The sequence below is a fragment of the Streptomyces coeruleorubidus genome, from assembly GCF_008705135.1.
In the GTDB taxonomy this organism is placed as follows: domain Bacteria; phylum Actinomycetota; class Actinomycetes; order Streptomycetales; family Streptomycetaceae; genus Streptomyces; species Streptomyces coeruleofuscus.
The window spans coordinates 1,666,318-1,688,592 of record NZ_CP023694.1 but is presented as its reverse complement, the minus strand read 5'-3'; the positions used below and the strand labels follow the sequence as shown (position 1 = coordinate 1,688,592).

The window sequence follows — 22,275 nt, the reverse complement described above, 5'->3', positions numbered from 1 at the left end:
GCGTGTCCGAAACTCAGCACTCCAGTTCCAACCCCGCGCCGAACTCCCACTGTTCGAGCTGCGGCGCGCCCTACGGAGAGGGCGTCTCCGGCTGGCCCCGCACCTGCCCGGCGTGCGGCAGCGTGGCCTACCGCAATCCACTCCCGGTCGCGGTGGCCCTCCAGCCCGTGTACGACACCAAGGGCACCGCCCTGGTCGTCATCACCCGAACCGTCGCTCCCGCGCGCGGGGGCACGGCCCTGCCCGGTGGCTACATCGACGACCGGGAGGACTGGCGGCACGCCGTCGTACGCGAACTCAAGGAGGAAACCGGCATCGACGCGGCCGGCCGCGACGTACGTCTCGTCGACGCCATGAGCTCGCCCGACGGACACCTGCTGCTGTTCGGTCTCCTCCCGGAACGCCCTGTCGAGGGTCTGCCGCCCTCGGCCACCACGGACGAGACGGAGGGCTGGCACCTCCTGCGCAGGGCGGAGGAACTCGCCTTCCCCCTGCACACCGTGGCCGTACGGGCCTGGTTCGAGGGCCGCTACATCTGAGCTCAGCGCTCCCCGGCCCCGCGGACGCGCACCGGGTGGGACGGCTCGCCCCCGCCGTCCTCACCCTCCCGCTCGACGACCACACGCGATCCCATCCACCGAGCGGTGTAGCGCTCGATGTCCGGCTCGTCCCACCCCTCGCCCCCGTCCGGCACGACCAGCCCGCCCCCGGTCCGTCCCCGGGCGGGCGCCCACACCTCCAGCTCCAGTCCGCCGTCCTCCCCGCGTACGGGAAGCACCGCACCCGCGCGCGCGAACACCGGGATCCGCGACAGAGGTGCGTCGATGAGCACCTGCGCCGGCCCCTCGTACGCCTGCTCCGTCACCGTGTCGTACCAGCGCCCCCGTGGCAGCTGCACCGCACGCCGGTCCGCGCCCGGGTCGAGCACCGGCGCCACCAGCAGGCTGTCGCCCAGCAGGAAGGCGTCCCCGCAGTCACGCAGCGCCCGCTCCTCCGGCGCCGCCCACCACAGAGGCCGCACATAGGGCGCTCCGGTACGCCGCGCCAGATGCGCCAGCGTCACGAAGTACGGCAGCAGCCGCCGGCGTTCGACGAGCGCCACGCGCGCGTGCTCCAGCACCTCCGCACCGAACTCCCACGGCTCCCTGCGCCCCGCCCGCAGACTCGCGTGCGTGCGAAAGAGCGGCAGGTACGCGCCCAACTGGAACCACCGCAGATACAGCTCGGGGGAGGGGTCCCCGTCGAAGCCTCCGATGTCCGGACCCGAGTACGGAACGCCGCACAGCCCGAGCCCCATCACCAGTGCCAACGAAGCCCGCAGTCCCGGCCAGCCGGTGGCGACGTCCCCCGACCAGGTCCCGCCATAGCGCTGCAGGCCGGCCCAGCCGGAGCGGGAGAACAGGAACGGCCGCTCCTCGGGCGCGAGTTTCCGCAACCCCTCGAAGCCCGCCCTGGCCATGCACAGCGCGTACACGTTGTGCGCCTCACGGTGGTCACCGCCCCGCCCCTCCAAGGAGTGCCGCGCCGAACGCGGCAGCGTCGACTCCCCGAAGGCGGCGAACGACGTGGGTTCGTTCATGTCGTGCCAGAACCCCGAGAACCCCTGCGCGAGCCGCTCCTCATACAGGCCGCCCCACCAGTCACGCACGCGCGCGTGCGTGAAATCGGGAAACACCGCATCTCCGGGCCACACGACACCCTGCACGACCTGCCCCGAGGCGTCCCGCACGAACGCGTCCTCGGCCGTCCCACCGTCGTACACGGCATTGCCGGGCAGGGCCTTCACGGCCGGGTCGACGATCGACACCAGCCGGATGCCGTCCCGCCGGAGTTCCTCGGCCAGAACGGACAGCTTCGGGAAGCGGTCCTGATCGACGGTGAACACCTGATGCGCGTCCAGATGATCGATGTCCAGGTGCACGGCGTCGAGCGGCAGACCGTGCTCCAGGTAACCCGCGACGATCCGCCGCACCTCCTGCTCGCTGCCGAACCCCCACCGCGCGTGGTGGTGCCCGAGCGCCCACGCGGGCGGCAGGGCGGGCGCGCCGGTGAGCGAGGCCCAAGCGAGCAGCACGCGCGCGGGTGTACCCACCATCACCCAGCAGCGCAGTGGACCGCCGTCCATCCGCAACTCGCTCGTCCCGGCCAGGTCGTGCCCGGAACCCTCACCCTCCTCGCCCTCCAGGAGCGTCACCGTGCCGTCCCACGAACTGTCGTGGAACACCAGATGCGTACCGCCGTCGGACACCACCATCTGCACCGGCATCGTGATGTACAGCGGGTCGTCGCCAGGCGCGAAGGCGAAACCGGGGTCGGTGTTCCACAGGCGGTACTTCCCGTCCGGCAGCCGAGGACCCGAGGCACGACCACCGAGCCCGAAGAACCGCGCGTCGGCGGCCACCTCCGACCGCTGCATCCACCGCGCCGGGCCGCCGCCGACCGGCTCCCACCACCGCGGCGGCAGATCACGGCGCAGAGTCACGCCACCAGGGGTGCGCACCTCCACCGCGCCGTGCCGTGACACGACGACCGTCACCCGCTCGGCCACCACCCGCCAGCCGCCGTCCTTGTCCGGCTCCAGCACCGCCCGGGGATCGGCTTCCGGACACCGGCCGGCCAGCGCGTACGACGGCTCGGGCTCCGCCCCGTCCCAGCCCCAGAAGACGGCCCCGTTCACGGCGACCAGAATCCGCAGCTCCGACCGGCTGAACCGGACGACACCGCCCCCCGGCCCCGGCTCCACCTCCTGCACGGCCCCGGGCACCCGCGCACGCTCCGCCCCTCGGGCCGGCAGCCCGGTGGCATCGGCCCGCCGCCTGCGCCACGCTGCTCGTACGGTACGCACACCCTGTGCCGCGCCCACCGAACCCACCGCTTTCACCGAACGCACCAGGTCACGACCGTTCATGCTGTTCACCCTGCCACTGACCGCCCCACGCGGGCGTGTCGTTCAACTGCCGTTCACCCGTGCCACGACCACATCTTCACGACACGGACTATGTGGGGCGCACCCTGGTGTCGAAGTCGATCACATGGCATTGTCCGTGCCAGCCGCGTCACGCGCACACCCCAGCCCGTGCGCGGAGGACGCACACGACGCGCACAGTCCGGGAGCCGACCATGTCGACCACCAGTCCTCAGCCGCTCTGGCAGCCAGACCCCGAGCGCATCGCCCGGGCACGGATCACGAGGTTCCAAGTCTGGGCAGCCGAGCACCACGGCGCCCCAGCCGAGGGCGGCTACGCGGCCCTCCAGCGCTGGTCCGTCGACGAGCTGGACACCTTCTGGAAAGCCGTCACGGAGTGGTTCGACGTCCGCTTTTCGACGCCCTACGCGCGCGTGCTCGGCGACCGCTCGATGCCGGGCGCCCAGTGGTTCCCCGGGGCGACCCTCAACTACGCCGAACACGCCCTCCGCGCAGCCGACACCCGCGCTGACGAACCGGCCCTCCTGTACGTCGACGAGACGCACGAACCAAGCCCCGTCACCTGGGCCGAGCTACGCCGCCAGGTCGGCTCCCTGGCCGCCGAACTGCGCGCCCTCGGCGTACGCCCCGGAGACCGCGTCAGCGGCTACCTCCCCAACATCCCGCAGGCCGTGGTCGCCCTCCTCGCCACAGCCGCCGTGGGCGCCGTCTGGACGTCCTGCGCGCCCGATTTCGGCGCCCGAAGCGTCCTCGACCGCTTCCAGCAGGTCGAACCCGTCCTGCTGTTCACGGTCGACGGCTACCGCTACGGCGGCAAGGAGCACGACCGGCGCGAGGTCGTCGCCGAACTGCGCCGCGAACTGCCCACCCTGCGCGCCGTCGTCCACATCCCGCTCCTCGGCACCGAGGCACCCGAGGGCGCCCTGGACTGGTCGGCCCTCACCTCCGCCGACACGGACCCCGACTTCGAGCAGGTGCCCTTCGACCACCCCCTGTGGGTGCTCTACTCCTCCGGCACGACCGGCCTGCCCAAGGCCATCGTCCAGTCCCAGGGCGGCATCCTGGTCGAGCACCTCAAGCAACTCGGCCTGCACTGCGACCTGGGGCCCGAAGACCGCTTCTTCTGGTACACGTCGACCGGCTGGATGATGTGGAATTTCCTCGTCTCCGGCCTGCTCACCGGCACCACGATCGTCCTCTACGACGGCAGCCCCGGCTACCCGGACACCGGCGCCCAGTGGCGCATCGCCGAACGCACCGAGGCCACCCTCTACGGCACCTCGGCCGCCTACGTCATGGCCTGCCGCAAAGCGGGCGTACACCCGTCCCGCGACTTCGACCTATCCTCCGTCCAGTGCGTCGCCACGACGGGCTCGCCCCTGCCCCCCGACGGCTTCCGCTGGCTCCACGACGAGGTGCGCGACAACCTGTGGATCGCCTCCGTCAGCGGCGGCACGGACGTGTGCTCCTGCTTCGCCGGAGCCGTACCGACCCTCCCGGTCCACGTCGGCGAACTCCAGGCCCCCTGCCTCGGCACCGACCTCCAGTCCTGGGACCCGAACGGCACCCCCCTGGTCGACGAGGTCGGCGAGCTCGTGGTCACCAACCCCATGCCGTCGATGCCCATCCACTTCTGGAACGACCCCGACGGCAGCCGCTACCACGACAGCTATTTCGACACGTACCCCGGCGTCTGGCGGCACGGCGACTGGATCACCGTCACCTCCCGCGGATCCGTCGTCATCCACGGCCGCTCCGACTCCACGCTCAACCGCCAGGGCGTACGCATGGGATCCGCCGACATCTACGAGGCCGTGGAGCGCCTCCCCGAGATCAGGGAATCCCTTGTCATCGGTATCGAACAGCCCGACGGCGGCTACTGGATGCCGCTCTTCGTGCACCTGGCCCCCGGAGCCGTCCTCGACGAGCCCCTGCTGAACCGCATCAAGCGGAGCATCCGCGAACAACTGTCACCGCGCCACGTCCCCGACGAGATCATCGAAGTACCCGGCGTCCCCCACACCCTGACCGGCAAGCGCATCGAGGTCCCGGTCAAACGCCTCCTTCAGGGCACGCCGCTGGAGAAGGCGGTCAATCCGGGCTCCATCGACAACCTCGACCTGCTGAGCTTCTACGAGGACCTGGCCCGCAAACGCGCCTGACCGCCACCGCCACCGCCACCGCCCTCGGACCACTCGTCGTAACCGTGACTGTCGACGTCATCATGCCGACTGTATAGCTGCTGACCTGCGTTTTTCTGCCCTCCCCTGATGCGCGATCACCTCGCCCGCCCCCGTTGTCAGTGCCGCCGATTACTGTGAGTGAGCATTGATCGACCGTGCACAGGGGGAACAATGACGCACACCGACAGCCGGACCATGCGACGGGTCCTGCACCGCGAAATCGCCGGCACCATCGGCCTGCTCACCGACGAGCACGACTTCCGGGCCATGCGGCGCTACCGCAGCTTCACCTTCGACGACCACGCGGCCTACCTCAAGCACGTGGAAGGCCTCCTCAGGACACGGGCACTACAAGGCAGCCACACCACGGTGGCCCTCTTCGACCCCGAGGAGTACGCCGAGTTCTGCACGCACAAAGGCCTCGACCCCGACAACCCGTCGAGCCGCACACGCTTCACGGCACGACTCGCGGTAACAGGCCCGACCCTTCCCTACGAGGGCCAGCCTCTGTCCGACCTCCTCCCGGCCCTCGTCGACGAGGCCGTACGCCAGGCCACCTGGGAGTACGCGACCACCCTGCTCGCTCGCCTGGGCGACTGCGCCTCCTGCGGCGAGGACCTCGGACGAGCCGCCTTCGCCCGCGCCTCGGACCTCCTGGTCCGCATCCTCGACACGGCCCCACCCGGCAACCGGCACCTCGTATGCAGCGTCACCGGACCGCCCGAAACCCTCGTCGCCGCCCTCCACGTCGCCGACACCGACGGCGACGTAAAACTCGACGAGACCGAAGCCCTGGAGTTCACCACGGTCCTTGCCCTCGGCCTGGCCACCGAAAGCCCCGGAGGACTCGTCATCCGCGCCAGCGCCCCGGGCAACCCCGACCGCGTCTACGGCTGGCGCCTGCGCGCCTACGGACTCGAACCTCTCACCGCGGGCGAGGTCTTCGACGCCTACTGCACCGACGTCGAGTCCGGCGACCTGATCTCCCCCGAATCCAACGTCGACTACTGCGAGCCGCCCGACCTGGGAGAGGAGAAACCCGCACAGGGGCACCACCACTGAAAAGCGGGCGGGGCGCCCCACCTCAGTGGAGCGCCCCGCCCGGGCAGCCATCGGCCGGCCATGCCCGGCTCACTCGCCCGACAACACCGCCTGCGCCGCACTGCGCGCGTCCTCGGCGGTGTCCGAGGCCCGAGCCGCCGCAGCGGCCCGCTCACACTGCGCCAGCGTGTACTTCGCCAGCGCGGCCCGGACGTACGGGATCGACGCCGCACCCATCGAAAGAGAGGTGACACCCAGACCAGCCAGCACACACGCCAGCAGCGGGTCGGACGCGGCCTCACCACAGACGCCACAGCTCTTGCCCTCGGCCTTCGCCGCCTCGGCGGACAGCGCCACCAGGTCGAGCAACGCGGGCTGCCACGGGTCCTGCAGACGGGAGACCGCACCCACCTGCCGGTCGGCGGCGAAGGTGTACTGCGCCAGGTCGTTCGTCCCCAGCGACAGGAACTCGACCTCCTGGAGAATCGAGCGCGCCCGCAGTGCGGCCGACGGGATCTCGACCATCGCGCCGAACTTCGCCCGAAGCCCGGCCTCTCGGCACGCGTCCGCGAAGGCCCGGGCATCGGTGCGGTCCGCGACCATCGGGGCCATGACCTCGAGGTAGACCGGCAGCCCTTCCGCGGCCTTAGCGAGCGCCGTCAGCTGGGTGCGCAGGACCTCCGGGTGATCCAGCAGCGTCCGCAGGCCGCGCACGCCGAGCGCCGGGTTCGGCTCGTCGGCCGGCGTCAGGAAGTCGAGCGGCTTGTCCGCGCCCGCGTCCAGCACCCGCACCACGACGCGTCCCTCGGGGAACGCCTCCAGCACCTGCCGGTACGCCGCGACCTGCTTCTCCTCGGACGGCGCCTGCTTGCTGTCGTCCAGGAAGAGAAACTCGGTACGGAAGAGACCGACACCCTCGGCACCGGCCTCGACCGCTGCCGCCACATCCGCAGGGCCACCTACGTTCGCGAGCAGCGGCACCTTGTGACCGTCCGCGGTGGCACCGGGACCCGTCGAGGCCGCCAGCGCCGCCCTGCGCTCGGCGGCCGCGGCCTCGAGCTGAGCCTTCTTCTCATCGCTCGGGTCCACGAAGATTTCGCCGGTGCTGCCGTCGACGGCGATCATCGTGCCCTCGGCGAGCTCACCGGCACCCGGCAGCGCGACCACGGCCGGCACCCCGAGCGCCCGCGCCAGAATCGCGCTGTGGCTGGTCGGACCGCCCTCCTCGGTGACGAAGCCGAGCACCAGAGTCGGGTCCAGCAGCGCGGTGTCAGCAGGCGCAAGGTCACGGGCGACCAGAACATAGGGCTCGTCGCTGTCGGGCACACCCGGCATCGGCACCCCCAGCAGACGGGCGACGATACGGTTCCGCACGTCGTCGAGGTCGGCCACACGACCGGCGAGGTACTCACCGGCACCCGCGAGCAGCTCGCGGTACGAGGCGAACGCGTCGTACACCCCGCGCTCGGCCGTGCTGCCGACGGCGATCCGCCGTTCCACGTCCGCCATCAGCTCGGGGTCCTGGGCCATCATGGCCTGGGCCTCGAGTACCGCCTGGGCTTCGCCCCCGGCCAGGTTGCCCCGTGCCATCAGGTCGGCCGCCACAGCCTCCACGGCCTGGCGGGCGCGCCCCTGTTCACGCTCCGCCTCCTCCGCGGGTATCTGCTTCGCAGGCGGCTCCAGCACCGCCGTTCCCATATGCCGAACCTCGCCGATAGCCACACCGTGGCTCACGCCGACGCCTCGCAGCGTTGTGTCCATCTCACCCGTCTCCGATAGTGCGGCGGATCCAGCCGCCGTGTTGGTTCTCCTGCCAGCCGCCGTACGACGGCACCGACGTCACTTCCAGAGGAAGAGACTGTCACCGGCCTTCACATCGCCGTCGTCACGAAGATCGGAGAGCGCTTCGGCCGTGGCCTCCAGCGCCACGACCGGGCAGACCGCGGACTTGCCGGCGGCCTCCACGGCAGCCGGGTTCCAGCGCACGATGCCCTGACCGCGCCTGACGGTGTCACCCTTGTTCACGAGCAGCTCGAAACCCTCGCCATTGAGCTGCACGGTGTCGATGCCGAGATGGGTGAGCACGCCGTGCCCGTTCTCGTCGACGACGACGAACGCGTGCGGGTGCAGGGAGACGATGACGCCGTCCACGGGCGAGACGGCCTCGGAAGGCTCACGTACGGGGTCGATCGCTGTGCCCGGGCCGACCATGGCCCCGGAGAAGACCGGATCCGGCACAGCTGCCAGTCCGATGGCGCGTCCTGCGAGTGGGGACGTCACGGTGGTCATGGGAAGCCTCCCAGGGGTGGAGATCGATATGGGCCGTCCCTGTCGGTACCGGGACGGCACACTGCTCAGCAGGGTATGTCACCTGAAGTGCCGGTTCCGCGTGAGCACTCCAGAGTGGTCTAGACCATACCGTAAATCGATTTGCACCCGCTCCGCGGCCGCGTGTACAGTCGTACTCCTGCCTGGGGCTGAGCGACGCAACCTCGTGTCCTCGCCTGGCAGCACCCAACTTGTCAGATCCTATCTCGGGGTCACTTTCTGCATGCCTGCAGGACGGTGGTCAGGGAGACGGAAAAACACTGGTAGAGTTGGGGACATCGAAGGGAAGCGCCCGGAGGAAAGCCCGAGAGGGTGAGTACAAAGGAAGCGACCGTTCCTTGAGAACTCAACAGCGTGCCAAAAGTCAACGCCAGATATGTTGATACCCCGTCTCCAGCATCAGCTGGGACGAGGTTCCTTTGAAAAAACACAGCGAGGACGCTGTGAACGGTCGGGCCTATTCCGCCTGACCGTTCCGCTCTCGTGGTGTCGACCGGATTACCGGTAAACATTCACGGAGAGTTTGATCCTGGCTCAGGACGAACGCTGGCGGCGTGCTTAACACATGCAAGTCGAACGATGAACCACTTCGGTGGGGATTAGTGGCGAACGGGTGAGTAACACGTGGGCAATCTGCCCTGCACTCTGGGACAAGCCCTGGAAACGGGGTCTAATACCGGATACTGACCACCTTGGGCATCCAAGGTGTTCGAAAGCTCCGGCGGTGCAGGATGAGTCCGCGGCCTATCAGCTTGTTGGTGAGGTAATGGCTCACCAAGGCGACGACGGGTAGCCGGCCTGAGAGGGCGACCGGCCACACTGGGACTGAGACACGGCCCAGACTCCTACGGGAGGCAGCAGTGGGGAATATTGCACAATGGGCGAAAGCCTGATGCAGCGACGCCGCGTGAGGGATGACGGCCTTCGGGTTGTAAACCTCTTTCAGCAGGGAAGAAGCGAAAGTGACGGTACCTGCAGAAGAAGCGCCGGCTAACTACGTGCCAGCAGCCGCGGTAATACGTAGGGCGCGAGCGTTGTCCGGAATTATTGGGCGTAAAGAGCTCGTAGGCGGCTTGTCACGTCGGTTGTGAAAGCCCGGGGCTTAACCCCGGGTCTGCAGTCGATACGGGCAGGCTAGAGTTCGGTAGGGGAGATCGGAATTCCTGGTGTAGCGGTGAAATGCGCAGATATCAGGAGGAACACCGGTGGCGAAGGCGGATCTCTGGGCCGATACTGACGCTGAGGAGCGAAAGCGTGGGGAGCGAACAGGATTAGATACCCTGGTAGTCCACGCCGTAAACGGTGGGCACTAGGTGTGGGCAACATTCCACGTTGTCCGTGCCGCAGCTAACGCATTAAGTGCCCCGCCTGGGGAGTACGGCCGCAAGGCTAAAACTCAAAGGAATTGACGGGGGCCCGCACAAGCGGCGGAGCATGTGGCTTAATTCGACGCAACGCGAAGAACCTTACCAAGGCTTGACATACACCGGAAACGTCCAGAGATGGGCGCCCCCTTGTGGTCGGTGTACAGGTGGTGCATGGCTGTCGTCAGCTCGTGTCGTGAGATGTTGGGTTAAGTCCCGCAACGAGCGCAACCCTTGTCCCGTGTTGCCAGCAAGCCCTTCGGGGTGTTGGGGACTCACGGGAGACCGCCGGGGTCAACTCGGAGGAAGGTGGGGACGACGTCAAGTCATCATGCCCCTTATGTCTTGGGCTGCACACGTGCTACAATGGCCGGTACAATGAGCTGCGATACCGCGAGGTGGAGCGAATCTCAAAAAGCCGGTCTCAGTTCGGATTGGGGTCTGCAACTCGACCCCATGAAGTCGGAGTCGCTAGTAATCGCAGATCAGCATTGCTGCGGTGAATACGTTCCCGGGCCTTGTACACACCGCCCGTCACGTCACGAAAGTCGGTAACACCCGAAGCCGGTGGCCCAACCCCCTTGTGGGGAGGGAGCTGTCGAAGGTGGGACTGGCGATTGGGACGAAGTCGTAACAAGGTAGCCGTACCGGAAGGTGCGGCTGGATCACCTCCTTTCTAAGGAGCACTTCTTACCGATCCCTTCGGGGTGAGGTCAGAGGCCAGTACATCAGCGAATGTCTGATGCTGGTTGCTCATGGGTGGAACGTTGACTATTCGGCCGGGATTCCGGGTCGGAGGCTGCTAGTACTGCTCTTCGGAGCGTGGAACGCATGATCTTCGGACGGGAGCCGGCCGGGCACGCTGTTGGGTGTCTGAGGGAATGGATTTTTCCTCAGTCGCCGGCCCCAGTGAACTCGGATCGAAGGTCCGGGGTGATGGGTGGCTGGTCGTTGTTTGAGAACTGCACAGTGGACGCGAGCATCTGTGGCCAAGTTTTTAAGGGCGCACGGTGGATGCCTTGGCACCAGGAACCGATGAAGGACGTGGGAGGCCACGATAGGCCCCGGGGAGTCGTCAACCAGGCTTTGATCCGGGGGTGTCCGAATGGGGAAACCCGGCAGTCGTCATGGGCTGTCACCCGCTGCTGAACACATAGGCAGTGTGGAGGGAACGCGGGGAAGTGAAACATCTCAGTACCCGCAGGAAGAGAAAACAACCGTGATTCCGGGAGTAGTGGCGAGCGAAACCGGATGAGGCCAAACCGTATGCGTGTGAGACCCGGCAGGGGTTGCGTATACGGGGTTGTGGGATCTCTCTTTCATGGTCTGCCGGCCATGAGACGAGTCAGAAACCGTTGATGTAGGCGAAGGACATGCGAAAGGTCCGGCGTAGAGGGTAAGACCCCCGTAGTCGAAACATCAGCGGCTCGTTTGAGAGACACCCAAGTAGCACGGGGCCCGAGAAATCCCGTGTGAATCTGGCGGGACCACCCGCTAAGCCTAAATATTCCCTGGTGACCGATAGCGGATAGTACCGTGAGGGAATGGTGAAAAGTACCGCGGGAGCGGAGTGAAATAGTACCTGAAACCGTGTGCCTACAAGCCGTGGGAGCGTCGGGCAAGCACTTGTGCTTGCCTCGTGACTGCGTGCCTTTTGAAGAATGAGCCTGCGAGTTTGCGGTGTGTTGCGAGGTTAACCCGAGTGGGGAAGCCGTAGCGAAAGCGAGTCCGAATAGGGCGGTGGAGTAGCACGCTCAAGACCCGAAGCGGAGTGATCTAGCCATGGGCAGGTTGAAGCGGAGGTAAGACTTCGTGGAGGACCGAACCCACCAGGGTTGAAAACCTGGGGGATGACCTGTGGTTAGGGGTGAAAGGCCAATCAAACTCCGTGATAGCTGGTTCTCCCCGAAATGCATTTAGGTGCAGCGTCGTGTGTTTCTTGCCGGAGGTAGAGCACTGGATAGGCGATGGGCCCTACCGGGTTACTGACCTTAGCCAAACTCCGAATGCCGGTAAGTGAGAGCGCGGCAGTGAGACTGTGGGGGATAAGCTCCATGGTCGAGAGGGAAACAGCCCAGAGCATCGACTAAGGCCCTAAGCGTACGCTAAGTGGGAAAGGATGTGGAGTCGCAGAGACAACCAGGAGGTTGGCTTAGAAGCAGCCACCCTTGAAAGAGTGCGTAATAGCTCACTGGTCTAGTGATTCCGCGCCGACAATGTAGCGGGGCTCAAGCGTACCGCCGAAGTCGTGTCATTGCAGCTATAGCCCCAACGGGTGCTGTGATGGGTAGGGGAGCGTCGTGTGCCGGGTGAAGCAGCCGCGTAAGCGAGTTGTGGACGGTTCACGAGTGAGAATGCAGGCATGAGTAGCGATTCACACGTGAGAAACGTGTGCGCCGATTGACTAAGGGTTCCTGGGTCAAGCTGATCTGCCCAGGGTAAGTCGGGACCTAAGGCGAGGCCGACAGGCGTAGTCGATGGATAACCGGTTGATATTCCGGTACCCGCTGTGAAGCGTCAAACATCGAGCATCGTGATGCTAAGGCCGTGAAGCCGTTCCGGACCCTTCGGGGAAAGGAAAGTGGTGGAGCCGCCGAACCAAGCGGTTAGTAGGTGAGTGATGGGGTGACGCAGGAAGGTAGTCCAGCCCGGGCGGTGGTTGTCCCGGGGTAAGGGTGTAGCCCGTCATCTAGGTAAATCCGGATGACTTGAGGGTGAGACCTGATGCCGAGCCGATTGTGGTGAAGTGGATGATCCTATGCTGTCGAGAAAAGCCTCTAGCGAGTTTCATGGCGGCCCGTACCCTAAACCGACTCAGGTGGTCAGGTAGAGAATACCGAGGCGTTCGGGTGAACTATGGTTAAGGAACTCGGCAAAATGCCCCCGTAACTTCGGGAGAAGGGGGCCATCACTGGTGATCCGTTTTACACGGTGAGCTGGGGGTGGCCGCAGAGACCAGCGAGAAGCGACTGTTTACTAAAAACACAGGTCCGTGCGAAGCCGTAAGGCGATGTATACGGACTGACGCCTGCCCGGTGCTGGAACGTTAAGGGGACCGGTTAGTCACTCTTCGGGGTGGCGAAGCTGAGAACTTAAGCGCCAGTAAACGGCGGTGGTAACTATAACCATCCTAAGGTAGCGAAATTCCTTGTCGGGTAAGTTCCGACCTGCACGAATGGCGTAACGACTTCTCGACTGTCTCAACCATAGGCCCGGTGAAATTGCACTACGAGTAAAGATGCTCGTTTCGCGCAGCAGGACGGAAAGACCCCGGGACCTTTACTACAGTTTGATATTGGTGTTCGGTTCGGCTTGTGTAGGATAGCTGGGAGACTGTGAAGCGCTAACGCCAGTTAGTGTGGAGTCGTCGTTGAAATACCAGTCTGGTCGTGCTGGATGTCTAACCTGGGTCCGTGATCCGGATCAGGGACAGTGTCTGATGGGTAGTTTAACTGGGGCGGTTGCCTCCTAAAGAGTAACGGAGGCGCCCAAAGGTTCCCTCAGCCTGGTTGGCAATCAGGTGTTGAGTGTAAGTGCACAAGGGAGCTTGACTGTGAGACCGACGGGTCGAGCAGGGACGAAAGTCGGGACTAGTGATCCGGCGGTGGCTTGTGGAAGCGCCGTCGCTCAACGGATAAAAGGTACCCCGGGGATAACAGGCTGATCTTCCCCAAGAGTCCATATCGACGGGATGGTTTGGCACCTCGATGTCGGCTCGTCGCATCCTGGGGCTGGAGTCGGTCCCAAGGGTTGGGCTGTTCGCCCATTAAAGCGGTACGCGAGCTGGGTTTAGAACGTCGTGAGACAGTTCGGTCCCTATCCGCTGTGCGCGTAGGAGTCTTGAGAAGGGCTGTCCCTAGTACGAGAGGACCGGGACGGACGAACCTCTGGTGTGCCAGTTGTTCTGCCAAGGGCATGGCTGGTTGGCTACGTTCGGGAGGGATAACCGCTGAAAGCATCTAAGCGGGAAGCCTGCTTCGAGATGAGGACTCCCACCTCCTAGAGAGGGTAAGGCTCCCAGTAGACGACTGGGTTGATAGGCCGGATATGGAAGCACGGTAACGTGTGGAGTTGACCGGTACTAATAGGCCGAGGGCTTGTCCTCAGTTGCTCGCGTCCACTGTGTTGGTTCTGAAACCACGAACAGCCCCATGCCATGGTCACGGTATGGTGCGGCATAGTTCCACAGTTTCATAGTGTTTCGGTGGTTATAGCGTAGGGGAAACGCCCGGTTACATTCCGAACCCGGAAGCTAAGCCTTACAGCGCCGATGGTACTGCAGGGGGGACCCTGTGGGAGAGTAGGACGCCGCCGAACTCCTTTTAGAGCTCTGGCTCTTGGGCGCACAGCCCAAGAGCCAGAGCTTTTTTGCGTTGAGGTAAGGTCAGGGAGCATCGTTGGCTCGTTTCCCACAGGAGGCCCCCGGGTGGAGGTTCAGGAGACTCGCGTCCAGACGGACCGTGTGCTCACCATCCCGAACATCCTCAGCATGGCGCGGCTCGTTGGCGTGCCCCTCTTCCTGTGGTTGATTCTGCGTCCTGAGTTCGGTGGGCCCAAGAGTGACGGCTGGGCCCTTCTGGTACTGGCCCTCAGCGGCGTCAGTGACTACCTGGACGGCAAGCTCGCGCGGCGCTGGAACCAGATCAGCAGCCTCGGCCGGCTCCTCGATCCCGCGGCCGACCGGCTCTATATCCTTTCGACCTTGGTCGGCCTCACTTGGCGAGAGATTCTGCCCCTCTGGTTGACCGCTGCACTTCTGGCGCGGGAGCTGGTGCTGCTGGTGATGGTGGGCATCCTTCGTCGGCACGGCTATCCGCCGCCCCAGGTGAACTTCCTGGGCAAGGCCGCCACCTTCAACTTGATGTATGCCTTCCCGCTGCTCCTGCTCAGTGACGGAAGTGGTTGGATCTCGTCACTGGCTGCTATTTTCGGATGGGCGTTCGCCGGATGGGGTACAACGCTGTACTGGTGGGCAGGAGTCCTCTACGTAGTACAAGTCCGCCGCCTGGTCCGTGCGGACGCCATGCCCGATTGAACTCGCGGATTGCTCCGACCGAAGCGGTGCGTTGGCCCGTGGTGCAAAAGTGCGGGACAATCCTCGCGGGGGAAGTCGGCTAGACCGTCGTCTCTTAGAGGAGGACGCTTCCGACATGAAGGCCGTCGTGATGGCCGGAGGCGAAGGCACGCGCCTTCGCCCCATGACCTCAAGCATGCCCAAGCCGCTCCTGCCCGTGGCCAACCGCCCGATCATGGAGCATGTGCTGCGGCTGCTCAAAAGGCATGGGCTCAACGAAACAGTCGTAACTGTCCAGTTCCTGGCCTCGCTCGTCAAGAACTACTTCGGTGACGGCGAAGAGCTCGGTATGGAGCTCACCTATGCCAATGAGGAGAAGCCACTCGGTACCGCCGGAAGCGTCAAGAATGCCGAAGAGGCGTTGAAGGACGATGCCTTCCTCGTCATCTCGGGCGATGCGCTGACGGATTTCGATCTCACCGAGCTCATCAATTTCCACAAGGAGAAGGGTGCACTCGTCACGGTCTGCCTGACGCGTGTGCCCAATCCGCTGGAATTCGGCATCACCATTGTCGACGAGGAAGGCAAGGTGGAGCGCTTCCTCGAGAAGCCCACCTGGGGCCAGGTCTTCTCCGACACCGTGAACACCGGCATCTATGTGATGGAGCCCGAGGTCTTCGACTACGTCGAGCCCGATGTGCCCGTCGACTGGTCCGGCGATGTCTTCCCGCAGTTGATGAAGGAAGGCAAGCCGATCTACGGCTACGTGGCCGAGGGGTACTGGGAGGACGTCGGCACGCACGAGAGCTATGTGAAGGCGCAGGCCGACGTCCTGGAGGGCAAGGTCGACGTCGACATCGACGGGTTCGAGATCTCCGCCGGGGTGTGGGTCGCCGAGGGTGCCGAGGTCCATCCCGACGCCGTGCTCCGCGGGCCTCTTTACATCGGGGACTACGCCAAGGTCGAGGCCGGCGCCGAAATCCGTGAGCACACCGTCGTGGGCTCCAACGTGGTCGTCAAGAGCGGCGCTTTTCTGCACAAGTCCGTCGTTCACGACAACGTCTACGTGGGGCCGCACAGCAATCTGCGTGGCTGCGTGGTCGGAAAGAACACCGACATCATGCGCGCGGCGCGGATCGAGGACGGGGCGGTCATCGGTGATGAGTGCCTGATCGGTGAAGAATCGATCGTTCAGGGCAATGTGCGGGTCTATCCGTTCAAGACCATCGAAGCCGGTGCCTTCGTCAATACCTCAGTCATCTGGGAATCCAGGGGACAGGCACACCTCTTCGGCGCCCGGGGTGTGTCCGGAATCCTCAACGTGGAGATCACGCCGGAGCTGGCGGTACGGCTCGCCGGTGCCTATGCGACGACCCTCAAGAAGGGCTCGACCGTCACCACGGCGCGCGACCACTCGCGTGGTGCCCGTGCGCTGAAGCGGGCGGTGATCTCCGCTTTGCAGGCCAGTGCCATCGACGTACGGGACCTGGAGAACGTGCCGCTGCCGGTGGCCCGGCAGCAGACGGCCCGAGGCAGTGCGGGCGGGATCATGATCCGGACCACGCCAGGGGTGCAGGATTCCGTCGACATCATGTTCTTCGACGGGCAGGGCGCGGACCTGTCGCAGGGCAGCCAGCGGAAGCTCGACCGGGTGTTCGCGCGGCAGGAGTACCGGCGTGCGTTCCCCGGGGAGATCGGTGATCTGCACTTCCCGGCGAGTGTCTTCGACTCGTACACCGGGTCGCTGCTGCGGAACGTCGACACGACCGGGATCGCGGACTCCGGTCTGAAGGTGGTCGTGGACGCGTCCAACGGGAGTGCGGGACTCGTGCTGCCGAGTCTGCTGGGGAAGCTCGGTGTCGACTCGCTGACGATCAATCCCGGTCTCGACGAGTCCAGGCCGACGGAGACGGCCGACATGCGGCGGTCGGGGATGGTGCGCCTCGGGGAGATCGTGGCGTCCTCGGGGGCCGCGTTCGGTGTGCGGTTCGATCCCGTCGGTGAGCGGCTGTCCCTCGTCGACGAGAAGGGGCGCATCATCGAGGACGACCGGGCGCTGCTCGTGATGCTCGACCTCATCGCGGCCGAGCGGCGTAGCGGTCGGGTCGCGCTGCCGGTGACCACGACCCGGATCGCCGAGCAGGTGGCGGCGTACCACGGGACCCAGGTCGAGTGGACGACCACGTCTCCCGACGACCTCACGCGCGTCGGCGGTGAGGAAGGGACGATCTTCGGCGGTGACGGCAAGGGCGGCTTCATCGTCCCCGAGTTCAGCAGCGTGTACGACGCCACCGCGGCCTTCGTACGGCTCATCGGACTCGTGGCGCGGACGCAGCTCACGCTCAGCCAGATCGACGCGCGGATCCCGCGGGCGCACGTCCTGAAGCGGGACCTGGCGACTCCGTGGGCCGTCAAGGGGCTCGTGATGCGGCGGGTCGTCGAGGCGGCCGGAGACCGGTTCGTGGACACCACGGACGGCGTGCGGGTGGTGGAGACGGACGGCCGTTGGGTGATGGTGTTGCCCGACCCGGCCGAGGCCGTCACCCACCTGTGGGCCGAGGGGCCGGACGATGCCTCCGCGCAGGCCCTGCTGGACGAGTGGTCGGCCGTCGTGGACAGCGCCGGCCGGTAGAACGGCCTGCACGCGTGCGTGCCGGACAAGTGTCCTCAACGGGGCCTGTCCGGCACGCCGGTGGGGCCGTTCGGAGGTAGTGGCCCCGACGTGCGACGATGTGCGGCATGCCGCAGCAACCCCCCATTCGGAGCACACCGACGCGGCCCAGGCGCCCGGACGCGTCCATGTCGTTGCTCACCAACGTCATGGACCACAGCCTCGACGACGGATACGCCGAGGCCGCCGCGCGGAAGAAGGCCGCGGGCGACGCCGGCATGCCGAAGACACTCAGGGCGAAGCTGGGGCTGGCCGCCGGTCTGGTGCTGGCGGCCCTCGTCGTGACCGTGGGAGCGGCGCAGGCGCGGGTCGCCGCTCCGGTCGTCGCCAAGGAGCGCGAGGAACTGGTCGACCGGATCGACCGGGAGACCGAGGCGGCGGACAAGCTGGAGGACTCCGTCGACCGGCTGCGCGAGGACGTGAGCGCGCGACAGCGGGCGGCGTTGAAGCACAGCGGTGGCAGCGCCGAGTCCGAGATCGTGAGCATCCTGTCGGGAGCCACGGCGGTGCACGGCCCCGGTGTGAAGCTGGTCGTGAACGACGCCAAGGACGCCGGCGCGGGCGGTGACGGCGACCCGCGCGGGACCACCGGGTTCTCCGACACCGGCCGGGTGCGCGACCGGGACATGCAGCGCGTGGTCAACGGACTGTGGGAGTCGGGCGCCGAGGCCGTCTCGATCAACGGGCAGCGGCTGACGGCGCTGTCCGCGATCAGGGCCGCGGGGGACGCGATACTGGTCGACAACAAGCCGCTGGTGCCGCCGTACACGGTGCTCGCGGTGGGGGACGGTCAGCGGCTGAGCACTCGGTTCCAGAACAGCGCGGACGGGCTGTATCTGGACGCGCTCCAGGAGAGCTACGGCGTCAGGACGGCCATCTCCGCGGAGGACGACCTCCGGCTGCCGGCCGCGCCGAGTGTGATCGTACGTACAGCACAGCCGAGCATTGAGAAGAGCGAGAAGGGCACATCGTGATCGCCGTACTGGGCCTCGTCGTGGGAGTCGTGGCCGGCCTGTTGGTCCGGCCTGAGGTTCCGGCGGTGGTCGAGCCTTATCTGCCGATCGCTGTCGTGGCGGCGCTCGACGCCGTCTTCGGTGGCCTGCGGGCCATGCTCGACGGCATCTTCGACGACAAGGTCTTCGTGGTGTCGTTCCTGTCGAACGTGGTGGTGGCCGCGTTGATCGTGTTCCTGGGGGACAAGCTGGGCGTGGGCGCCCAGCTGTCCACCGGTGTGGTGGTCGTCCTCGGTATCCGGATCTTCTCCAACGCCGCGGCGATCCGCCGGCACGTGTTCCGGGCGTGAGGCCGATGAGCGAGCACGACGACAAGCGCCCCGAGGAGAACGGCGACACGCGCGCGGACCAGCGTGGCGGGAGCGGCGAGTCCGGAAACCGGCTGCGCAAGGAATTGCCTCAAGAGGTGTCCGCGTCGGTGCCCGCTGCCCGGGACACGCCGGACCAAGACCCCACGGAAGCGGGAGCGGAATCGGCGCCCGAACCGGAGGTTGCCCCCGAGCCCGATCCTGACTCCGAGCCGCAGCTGACCGGACGGCAGCGGCTGGTGAAGGGGCTGTGGCCGCCGCGGGTCTCACGGGCCCAGTTCATCGTCGCGGTGCTGCTGTTCGGCCTGGGGTTCGGGCTGGCCGTGCAGGTGGCCTCGAACAGCGACAGTGACAGCGCGCTGCGCGGGGCGCGTCAGGAAGATCTCGTCCGCATCCTCGATGAACTGGATGACCGTACGCAGCGTCTTGAGGACGAGAAGCAGGGCCTCGAGAAGCAGCGCGACGAGCTGGAGAACAGCTCGGACCAGGCCGAGGAGGCCCGGAAGCAGACCATCGAGAAGGAGAGGCAACTCGGCATCCTGGCGGGCACGGTGGCCGCGCAGGGGCCCGGCATCACCATGACCATCGAGGACACGAAGGGGACGGTCGAGGCGGACATGCTGCTCGACGCGATCCAGGAGCTGCGCGCGGCGGGTGCCGAGGCGATCCAGGTGAACGGCGTGCGGGTCGTCGCGGGCACGTTTCTGACGGACTCCGGCAAGGGTGTGAGCGTCGACGGGAACAAGATCAACGCGCCCTATCGTTTCAAGGTCATCGGCAAGCCGCAGGACCTCGAGCCGGCGCTCAACATCCCCGGAGGCGTGGTGCAGACTCTCGAGAAGGAACAGGCCACGGTCACCATCGAGCGGTCGACCAAGATCGTCGTGGACGCCTTGCGGGCGGTGAAGCGGCCTGACTACGCTCGGTCGTCCTCCCAGTGAAGCGGGGGTGCATGGGCGACGTCCGGCGAGGGCATGAGGTTGCGGGGGGTCGGCGCACCGATTGGGTGGTGCGTGGTGGAAACTGTCTGGTGCAGACGGACGTTGTCAGGATGTCCGGGTCGGCCAGAGTGTTCAGTCAGGGTTCGTCCTGCCCCACGGGCGGGTCTGTTTCGGTCAAGGGGAATCGCCCGTGAAGTTGTTTGCGAAGTTGTTCGGCAAGAGCGCGCGAGAAGGCAGCGACAACGCGACCGCTCGCCATCGCGCGCAGCCTGACGCGGAGGGCCAGCGGCCGCTGTTCCGGGACCAGGTCGGTGGCCCGGGCGGTGACGTTTCCGGAGGTCAGGGCGCGCCGTCGGTTGACCCCGCGCAGCCCGGCGGCATAGGTTTCGGGCAACCGTCAACCTCAGGTGCGGGTGGTGGATTTTCCGACCCGTATGCGTCCAATGCCCCCGGTGGGCAGCCGCGGCAGGAGGATCCGATGTCGGCCCTGGTGTGTACGAGGTGCGGTAACCGCAACGCGGAGAACAGCCGCTTCTGCTCCAACTGCGGCGCGCCGCTGCGGGCCGGGGCGGCGCCGGAGCGTCCGTCCGAGACGACCTCCACGATCTCCATCTCCGGCCTCGAGGCCTACGACAGCGAGACCACCGGCCAGACGCCGATGCCGACGCTGTCCCCCGAGGCGCAGGCGGCCGTCGACGCGCTGCCGCTGGGCTCCGCGCTGCTGGTCGTGCGCCGCGGGCCGAACTCGGGCAGCCGCTTCCTGCTGGACGGCGATCTGACCACGGCCGGGCGCCATCCGCAGAGCGACATCTTCCTGGACGACGTGACGGTCTCCCGGCGTCATGTGGAGTTCCGCCGAGGCCAGGACGGTTCCTTCACGGTGGCCGACGTGGGCAGCCTGAACGGCACGTACGTGAACCGCGAGCGGATCGACCAGGTCGCCCTGAACAACGGCGACGAGGTGCAGATCGGCAAGTACCGGCTGGTCTTCTACGCCAGCCAGCGGGGCTACTGACCGGATACCGTCCGGGGAACCCCGCGAAGGTCCGTCCGTCAGGGAAGGTCCATGCTTCAAACACCGAGCGGCGGTGCCGGGCACGGCGCCGCCGCCACGGACAGGCTGATGAGCATCGGCACGGTGCTGAACGTGCTGCGCGAGGAGTTTCCCGAAGTCACCATTTCCAAGATCCGTTTCCTGGAGGCGGAGGGGCTCATCGAGCCGCAGCGGACTCCGTCGGGGTATCGCAAGTTCAGCGCACAGGACGTCGAGCGTCTCGGTCACGTCCTGAGGATGCAGCGGGACCACTATCTGCCCCTGAAGGTGATCCGCGAGCACCTGGAGGCCATGGAGCGCGGTGAGGCCGTCCAGCTGCCATTGCTGGGGCGTCAGCGTGACGGCGACACGGTACCCGAGACTCCCGAGGCGCCCACGGCGGCCAGGATCGGGCGCGAGGAGCTGCTCGCCGCCGCTGGTGTCGGCGAGGAGGAACTCAGGGAATGGGAGTCGTACGGGCTCGTCACCCCACTGGAGGGCGGCGCGTACGACGCGGAGGCGGCCACGGTGGCCTCGCTGATCGCCGAGTTGGGGCGGTTCGGGATCGAGCCGCGGCACCTGCGGGTGATGAAGGCCGCCGCCGACCGCGAGGCCGGGCTCGTGGACCAGGTGGTGGCCCCGTTGAGGCGGCACCGGAATCCGCAGACCAGGGCTCATGCGGAGGACCGCACCAGGGAGCTGGCGGGGCTCACGGTGAAGCTGCACGCCGCTCTGGTGCAGACGGCGCTCGGGGTCCGGCTGCCCTGAGACGGCTGGTCGCGGAGGGCCGGATCAGGCGCCCGTTCCCGGCCCGACTACCCAAACATCCCGAGCACGGCCTAGGGTTACTGTGTGAACGAGCTCGATGTCGTAGGTGTCCGGGTGGAAATGCCCTCCAACCAACCGATCGTGCTGCTGCGTGAAGTGGGAGGCGACCGTTACCTCCCCATCTGGATCGGACCGGGGGAGGCGACGGCGATCGCCTTCGCCCAGCAGGGCATGGCTCCTGCGCGGCCGCTGACCCACGACCTGTTCAAGGACGTGCTGGAAGCCGTCGGTCAGGAGCTTACGGAAGTACGCATCACGGACCTGCGTGAGGGCGTCTTCTACGCGGAGCTGGTCTTCGCCAGCGGCGTCGAGGTGAGCGCCCGCCCGTCCGACGCCATAGCGCTGGCGCTGCGCACCGGTACGCCGATCTACGGCAGTGACACGGTGCTCGACGACGCCGGTATCGCGATCCCGGACGAGCAGGAGGACGAGGTGGAGAAGTTCCGCGAGTTCCTCGACCAGATCTCCCCGGAGGACTTCGGCAGCAGCAGTCAGTGAGCTCCGGATTCCGGTAAGAGCCGGATGGCGGCGAGTATCAGTGGTCGGTGAGACGTCTGGGCGGCCCAGCGGACGATGTGGTCCGCGGCGGGGCCGCCCGCCGCATGTGCGGCGGGCGGGCGAATTG

14 protein-coding genes and 3 rRNA genes are annotated in these 22,275 nt (G+C 66.4%); 14 read left to right on the top strand and 3 right to left on the bottom strand.

Features of this window, described 5'->3' with window-relative positions:
- Positions 1–2 precede the first annotated feature (2 nt).
- A complete protein-coding gene (locus CP976_RS07895; RefSeq protein WP_150479695.1) occupies positions 3–539 on the top strand; it encodes an NUDIX domain-containing protein in 537 nt (178 codons plus the stop codon).
- A gap of 2 nt (positions 540–541) precedes the next feature.
- Here CP976_RS07895 and CP976_RS07890 read toward each other — a convergent pair whose 3' ends face one another.
- The gene (locus CP976_RS07890) at positions 542–2,908 is read right to left on the bottom strand and encodes a glycoside hydrolase family 31 protein (RefSeq protein WP_150479694.1); all 2,367 of its coding nucleotides are present in this window, start codon (positions 2,906–2,908) and stop codon (positions 542–544) included.
- Between the two features lie 212 nt (positions 2,909–3,120).
- Here CP976_RS07890 and CP976_RS07885 point away from each other — a divergent pair, with 212 nt between their 5' ends.
- Together CP976_RS07885 and CP976_RS07880 are read left to right on the top strand one after the other, a co-directional pair.
- The gene (locus CP976_RS07885; RefSeq protein ID WP_150479693.1) at positions 3,121–5,088 is read left to right on the top strand and encodes an acetoacetate--CoA ligase; all 1,968 of its coding nucleotides are present in this window, start codon (positions 3,121–3,123) and stop codon (positions 5,086–5,088) included.
- Positions 5,089–5,280: 192 nt separating this feature from the next.
- Positions 5,281–6,171, top strand: coding sequence for a hypothetical protein (locus CP976_RS07880; protein WP_150479692.1), 891 nt, complete (start codon positions 5,281–5,283; stop codon positions 6,169–6,171).
- A 69-nt stretch (positions 6,172–6,240) separates the two neighbouring features.
- Here the strand turns inward: CP976_RS07880 and ptsP are convergent, their stop codons facing one another.
- A complete protein-coding gene (ptsP, locus tag CP976_RS07875; RefSeq protein ID WP_150479691.1) occupies positions 6,241–7,911 on the bottom strand; it encodes a phosphoenolpyruvate--protein phosphotransferase in 1,671 nt (556 codons plus the stop codon).
- A 78-nt stretch (positions 7,912–7,989) separates the two neighbouring features.
- The gene (locus CP976_RS07870) at positions 7,990–8,439 is read right to left on the bottom strand and encodes a PTS sugar transporter subunit IIA (RefSeq protein WP_086850436.1); all 450 of its coding nucleotides are present in this window, start codon (positions 8,437–8,439) and stop codon (positions 7,990–7,992) included.
- Positions 8,440–8,989: 550 nt separating this feature from the next.
- Between CP976_RS07870 and CP976_RS07860 the strand changes: the two genes are divergently transcribed.
- The 11 genes from CP976_RS07860 to CP976_RS07810 all read left to right on the top strand — a co-directional run bounded on the left by CP976_RS07860 (position 8,990) and on the right by CP976_RS07810 (position 22,148).
- Positions 8,990–10,518, top strand: a 16S ribosomal RNA gene (locus CP976_RS07860).
- Positions 10,519–10,829: 311 nt separating this feature from the next.
- Positions 10,830–13,947: ribosomal RNA gene (locus CP976_RS07855) — 23S ribosomal RNA — on the top strand.
- Between the two features lie 95 nt (positions 13,948–14,042).
- Positions 14,043–14,159: ribosomal RNA gene (gene rrf / locus CP976_RS07850) — 5S ribosomal RNA — on the top strand.
- Together the 16S, 23S and 5S rRNA genes form the textbook arrangement of a ribosomal RNA operon.
- Before the next feature lie 109 nt (positions 14,160–14,268).
- Positions 14,269–14,877, top strand: a complete 609-nt coding sequence (clsA, locus tag CP976_RS07845) for a cardiolipin synthase ClsA (protein ID WP_150479689.1) — start codon at positions 14,269–14,271, stop codon at positions 14,875–14,877.
- Between the two features lie 115 nt (positions 14,878–14,992).
- On the top strand, positions 14,993–17,488 hold the full coding sequence (locus CP976_RS07840) for a mannose-1-phosphate guanyltransferase (RefSeq protein ID WP_086855237.1): 2,496 nt from the start codon (positions 14,993–14,995) through the stop codon (positions 17,486–17,488).
- Between the two features lie 98 nt (positions 17,489–17,586).
- Positions 17,587–18,501, top strand: a complete 915-nt coding sequence (locus CP976_RS07835) for a DUF881 domain-containing protein (protein ID WP_150479688.1) — start codon at positions 17,587–17,589, stop codon at positions 18,499–18,501.
- Positions 18,498–18,830: a small basic family protein gene (locus tag CP976_RS07830; RefSeq protein WP_003988855.1), complete on the top strand. Its 333-nt coding sequence runs from the start codon at positions 18,498–18,500 to the stop codon at positions 18,828–18,830. Before CP976_RS07835 ends, CP976_RS07830 begins: the two co-directional genes overlap by 4 nt.
- 5 nt (positions 18,831–18,835) lie before the next feature.
- Positions 18,836–19,789 (top strand): DUF881 domain-containing protein, encoded by a 954-nt coding sequence (locus CP976_RS07825; protein ID WP_150479687.1) that lies wholly within the window; start codon positions 18,836–18,838, stop codon positions 19,787–19,789.
- Between the two features lie 61 nt (positions 19,790–19,850).
- Positions 19,851–20,804 carry an FHA domain-containing protein gene (locus tag CP976_RS07820; protein WP_150479686.1) on the top strand — a complete coding sequence of 318 codons (954 nt, stop codon included), beginning with the start codon at positions 19,851–19,853 and terminating at the stop codon, positions 20,802–20,804.
- A gap of 51 nt (positions 20,805–20,855) precedes the next feature.
- Positions 20,856–21,590 (top strand): transcriptional regulator FtsR, encoded by a 735-nt coding sequence (gene ftsR, locus CP976_RS07815; RefSeq protein ID WP_150479685.1) that lies wholly within the window; start codon positions 20,856–20,858, stop codon positions 21,588–21,590.
- Positions 21,591–21,674: 84 nt separating this feature from the next.
- Positions 21,675–22,148, top strand: a complete 474-nt coding sequence (locus CP976_RS07810; RefSeq protein ID WP_003988851.1) for a bifunctional nuclease family protein — start codon at positions 21,675–21,677, stop codon at positions 22,146–22,148.
- The last annotated feature ends 127 nt before the right edge of the window (positions 22,149–22,275 follow it).

Coding starts and splice junctions, on each gene's coding strand:
- CP976_RS07870 (WP_086850436.1), bottom strand. CDS start 8,439: ATGACCACCGTGACGTCCCCACTCGCAGGACGCGCCATCGGACTGGCA.
- CP976_RS07890 (WP_150479694.1), bottom strand. CDS start 2,908: ATGAACGGTCGTGACCTGGTGCGTTCGGTGAAAGCGGTGGGTTCGGTG.
- ftsR (WP_150479685.1), top strand. CDS start 20,856: ATGCTTCAAACACCGAGCGGCGGTGCCGGGCACGGCGCCGCCGCCACG.
- ptsP (WP_150479691.1), bottom strand. CDS start 7,911: ATGGACACAACGCTGCGAGGCGTCGGCGTGAGCCACGGTGTGGCTATC.
- CP976_RS07885 (WP_150479693.1), top strand. CDS start 3,121: ATGTCGACCACCAGTCCTCAGCCGCTCTGGCAGCCAGACCCCGAGCGC.
- CP976_RS07840 (WP_086855237.1), top strand. CDS start 14,993: ATGAAGGCCGTCGTGATGGCCGGAGGCGAAGGCACGCGCCTTCGCCCC.
- CP976_RS07835 (WP_150479688.1), top strand. CDS start 17,587: ATGTGCGGCATGCCGCAGCAACCCCCCATTCGGAGCACACCGACGCGG.
- CP976_RS07825 (WP_150479687.1), top strand. CDS start 18,836: ATGAGCGAGCACGACGACAAGCGCCCCGAGGAGAACGGCGACACGCGC.
- CP976_RS07880 (WP_150479692.1), top strand. CDS start 5,281: ATGACGCACACCGACAGCCGGACCATGCGACGGGTCCTGCACCGCGAA.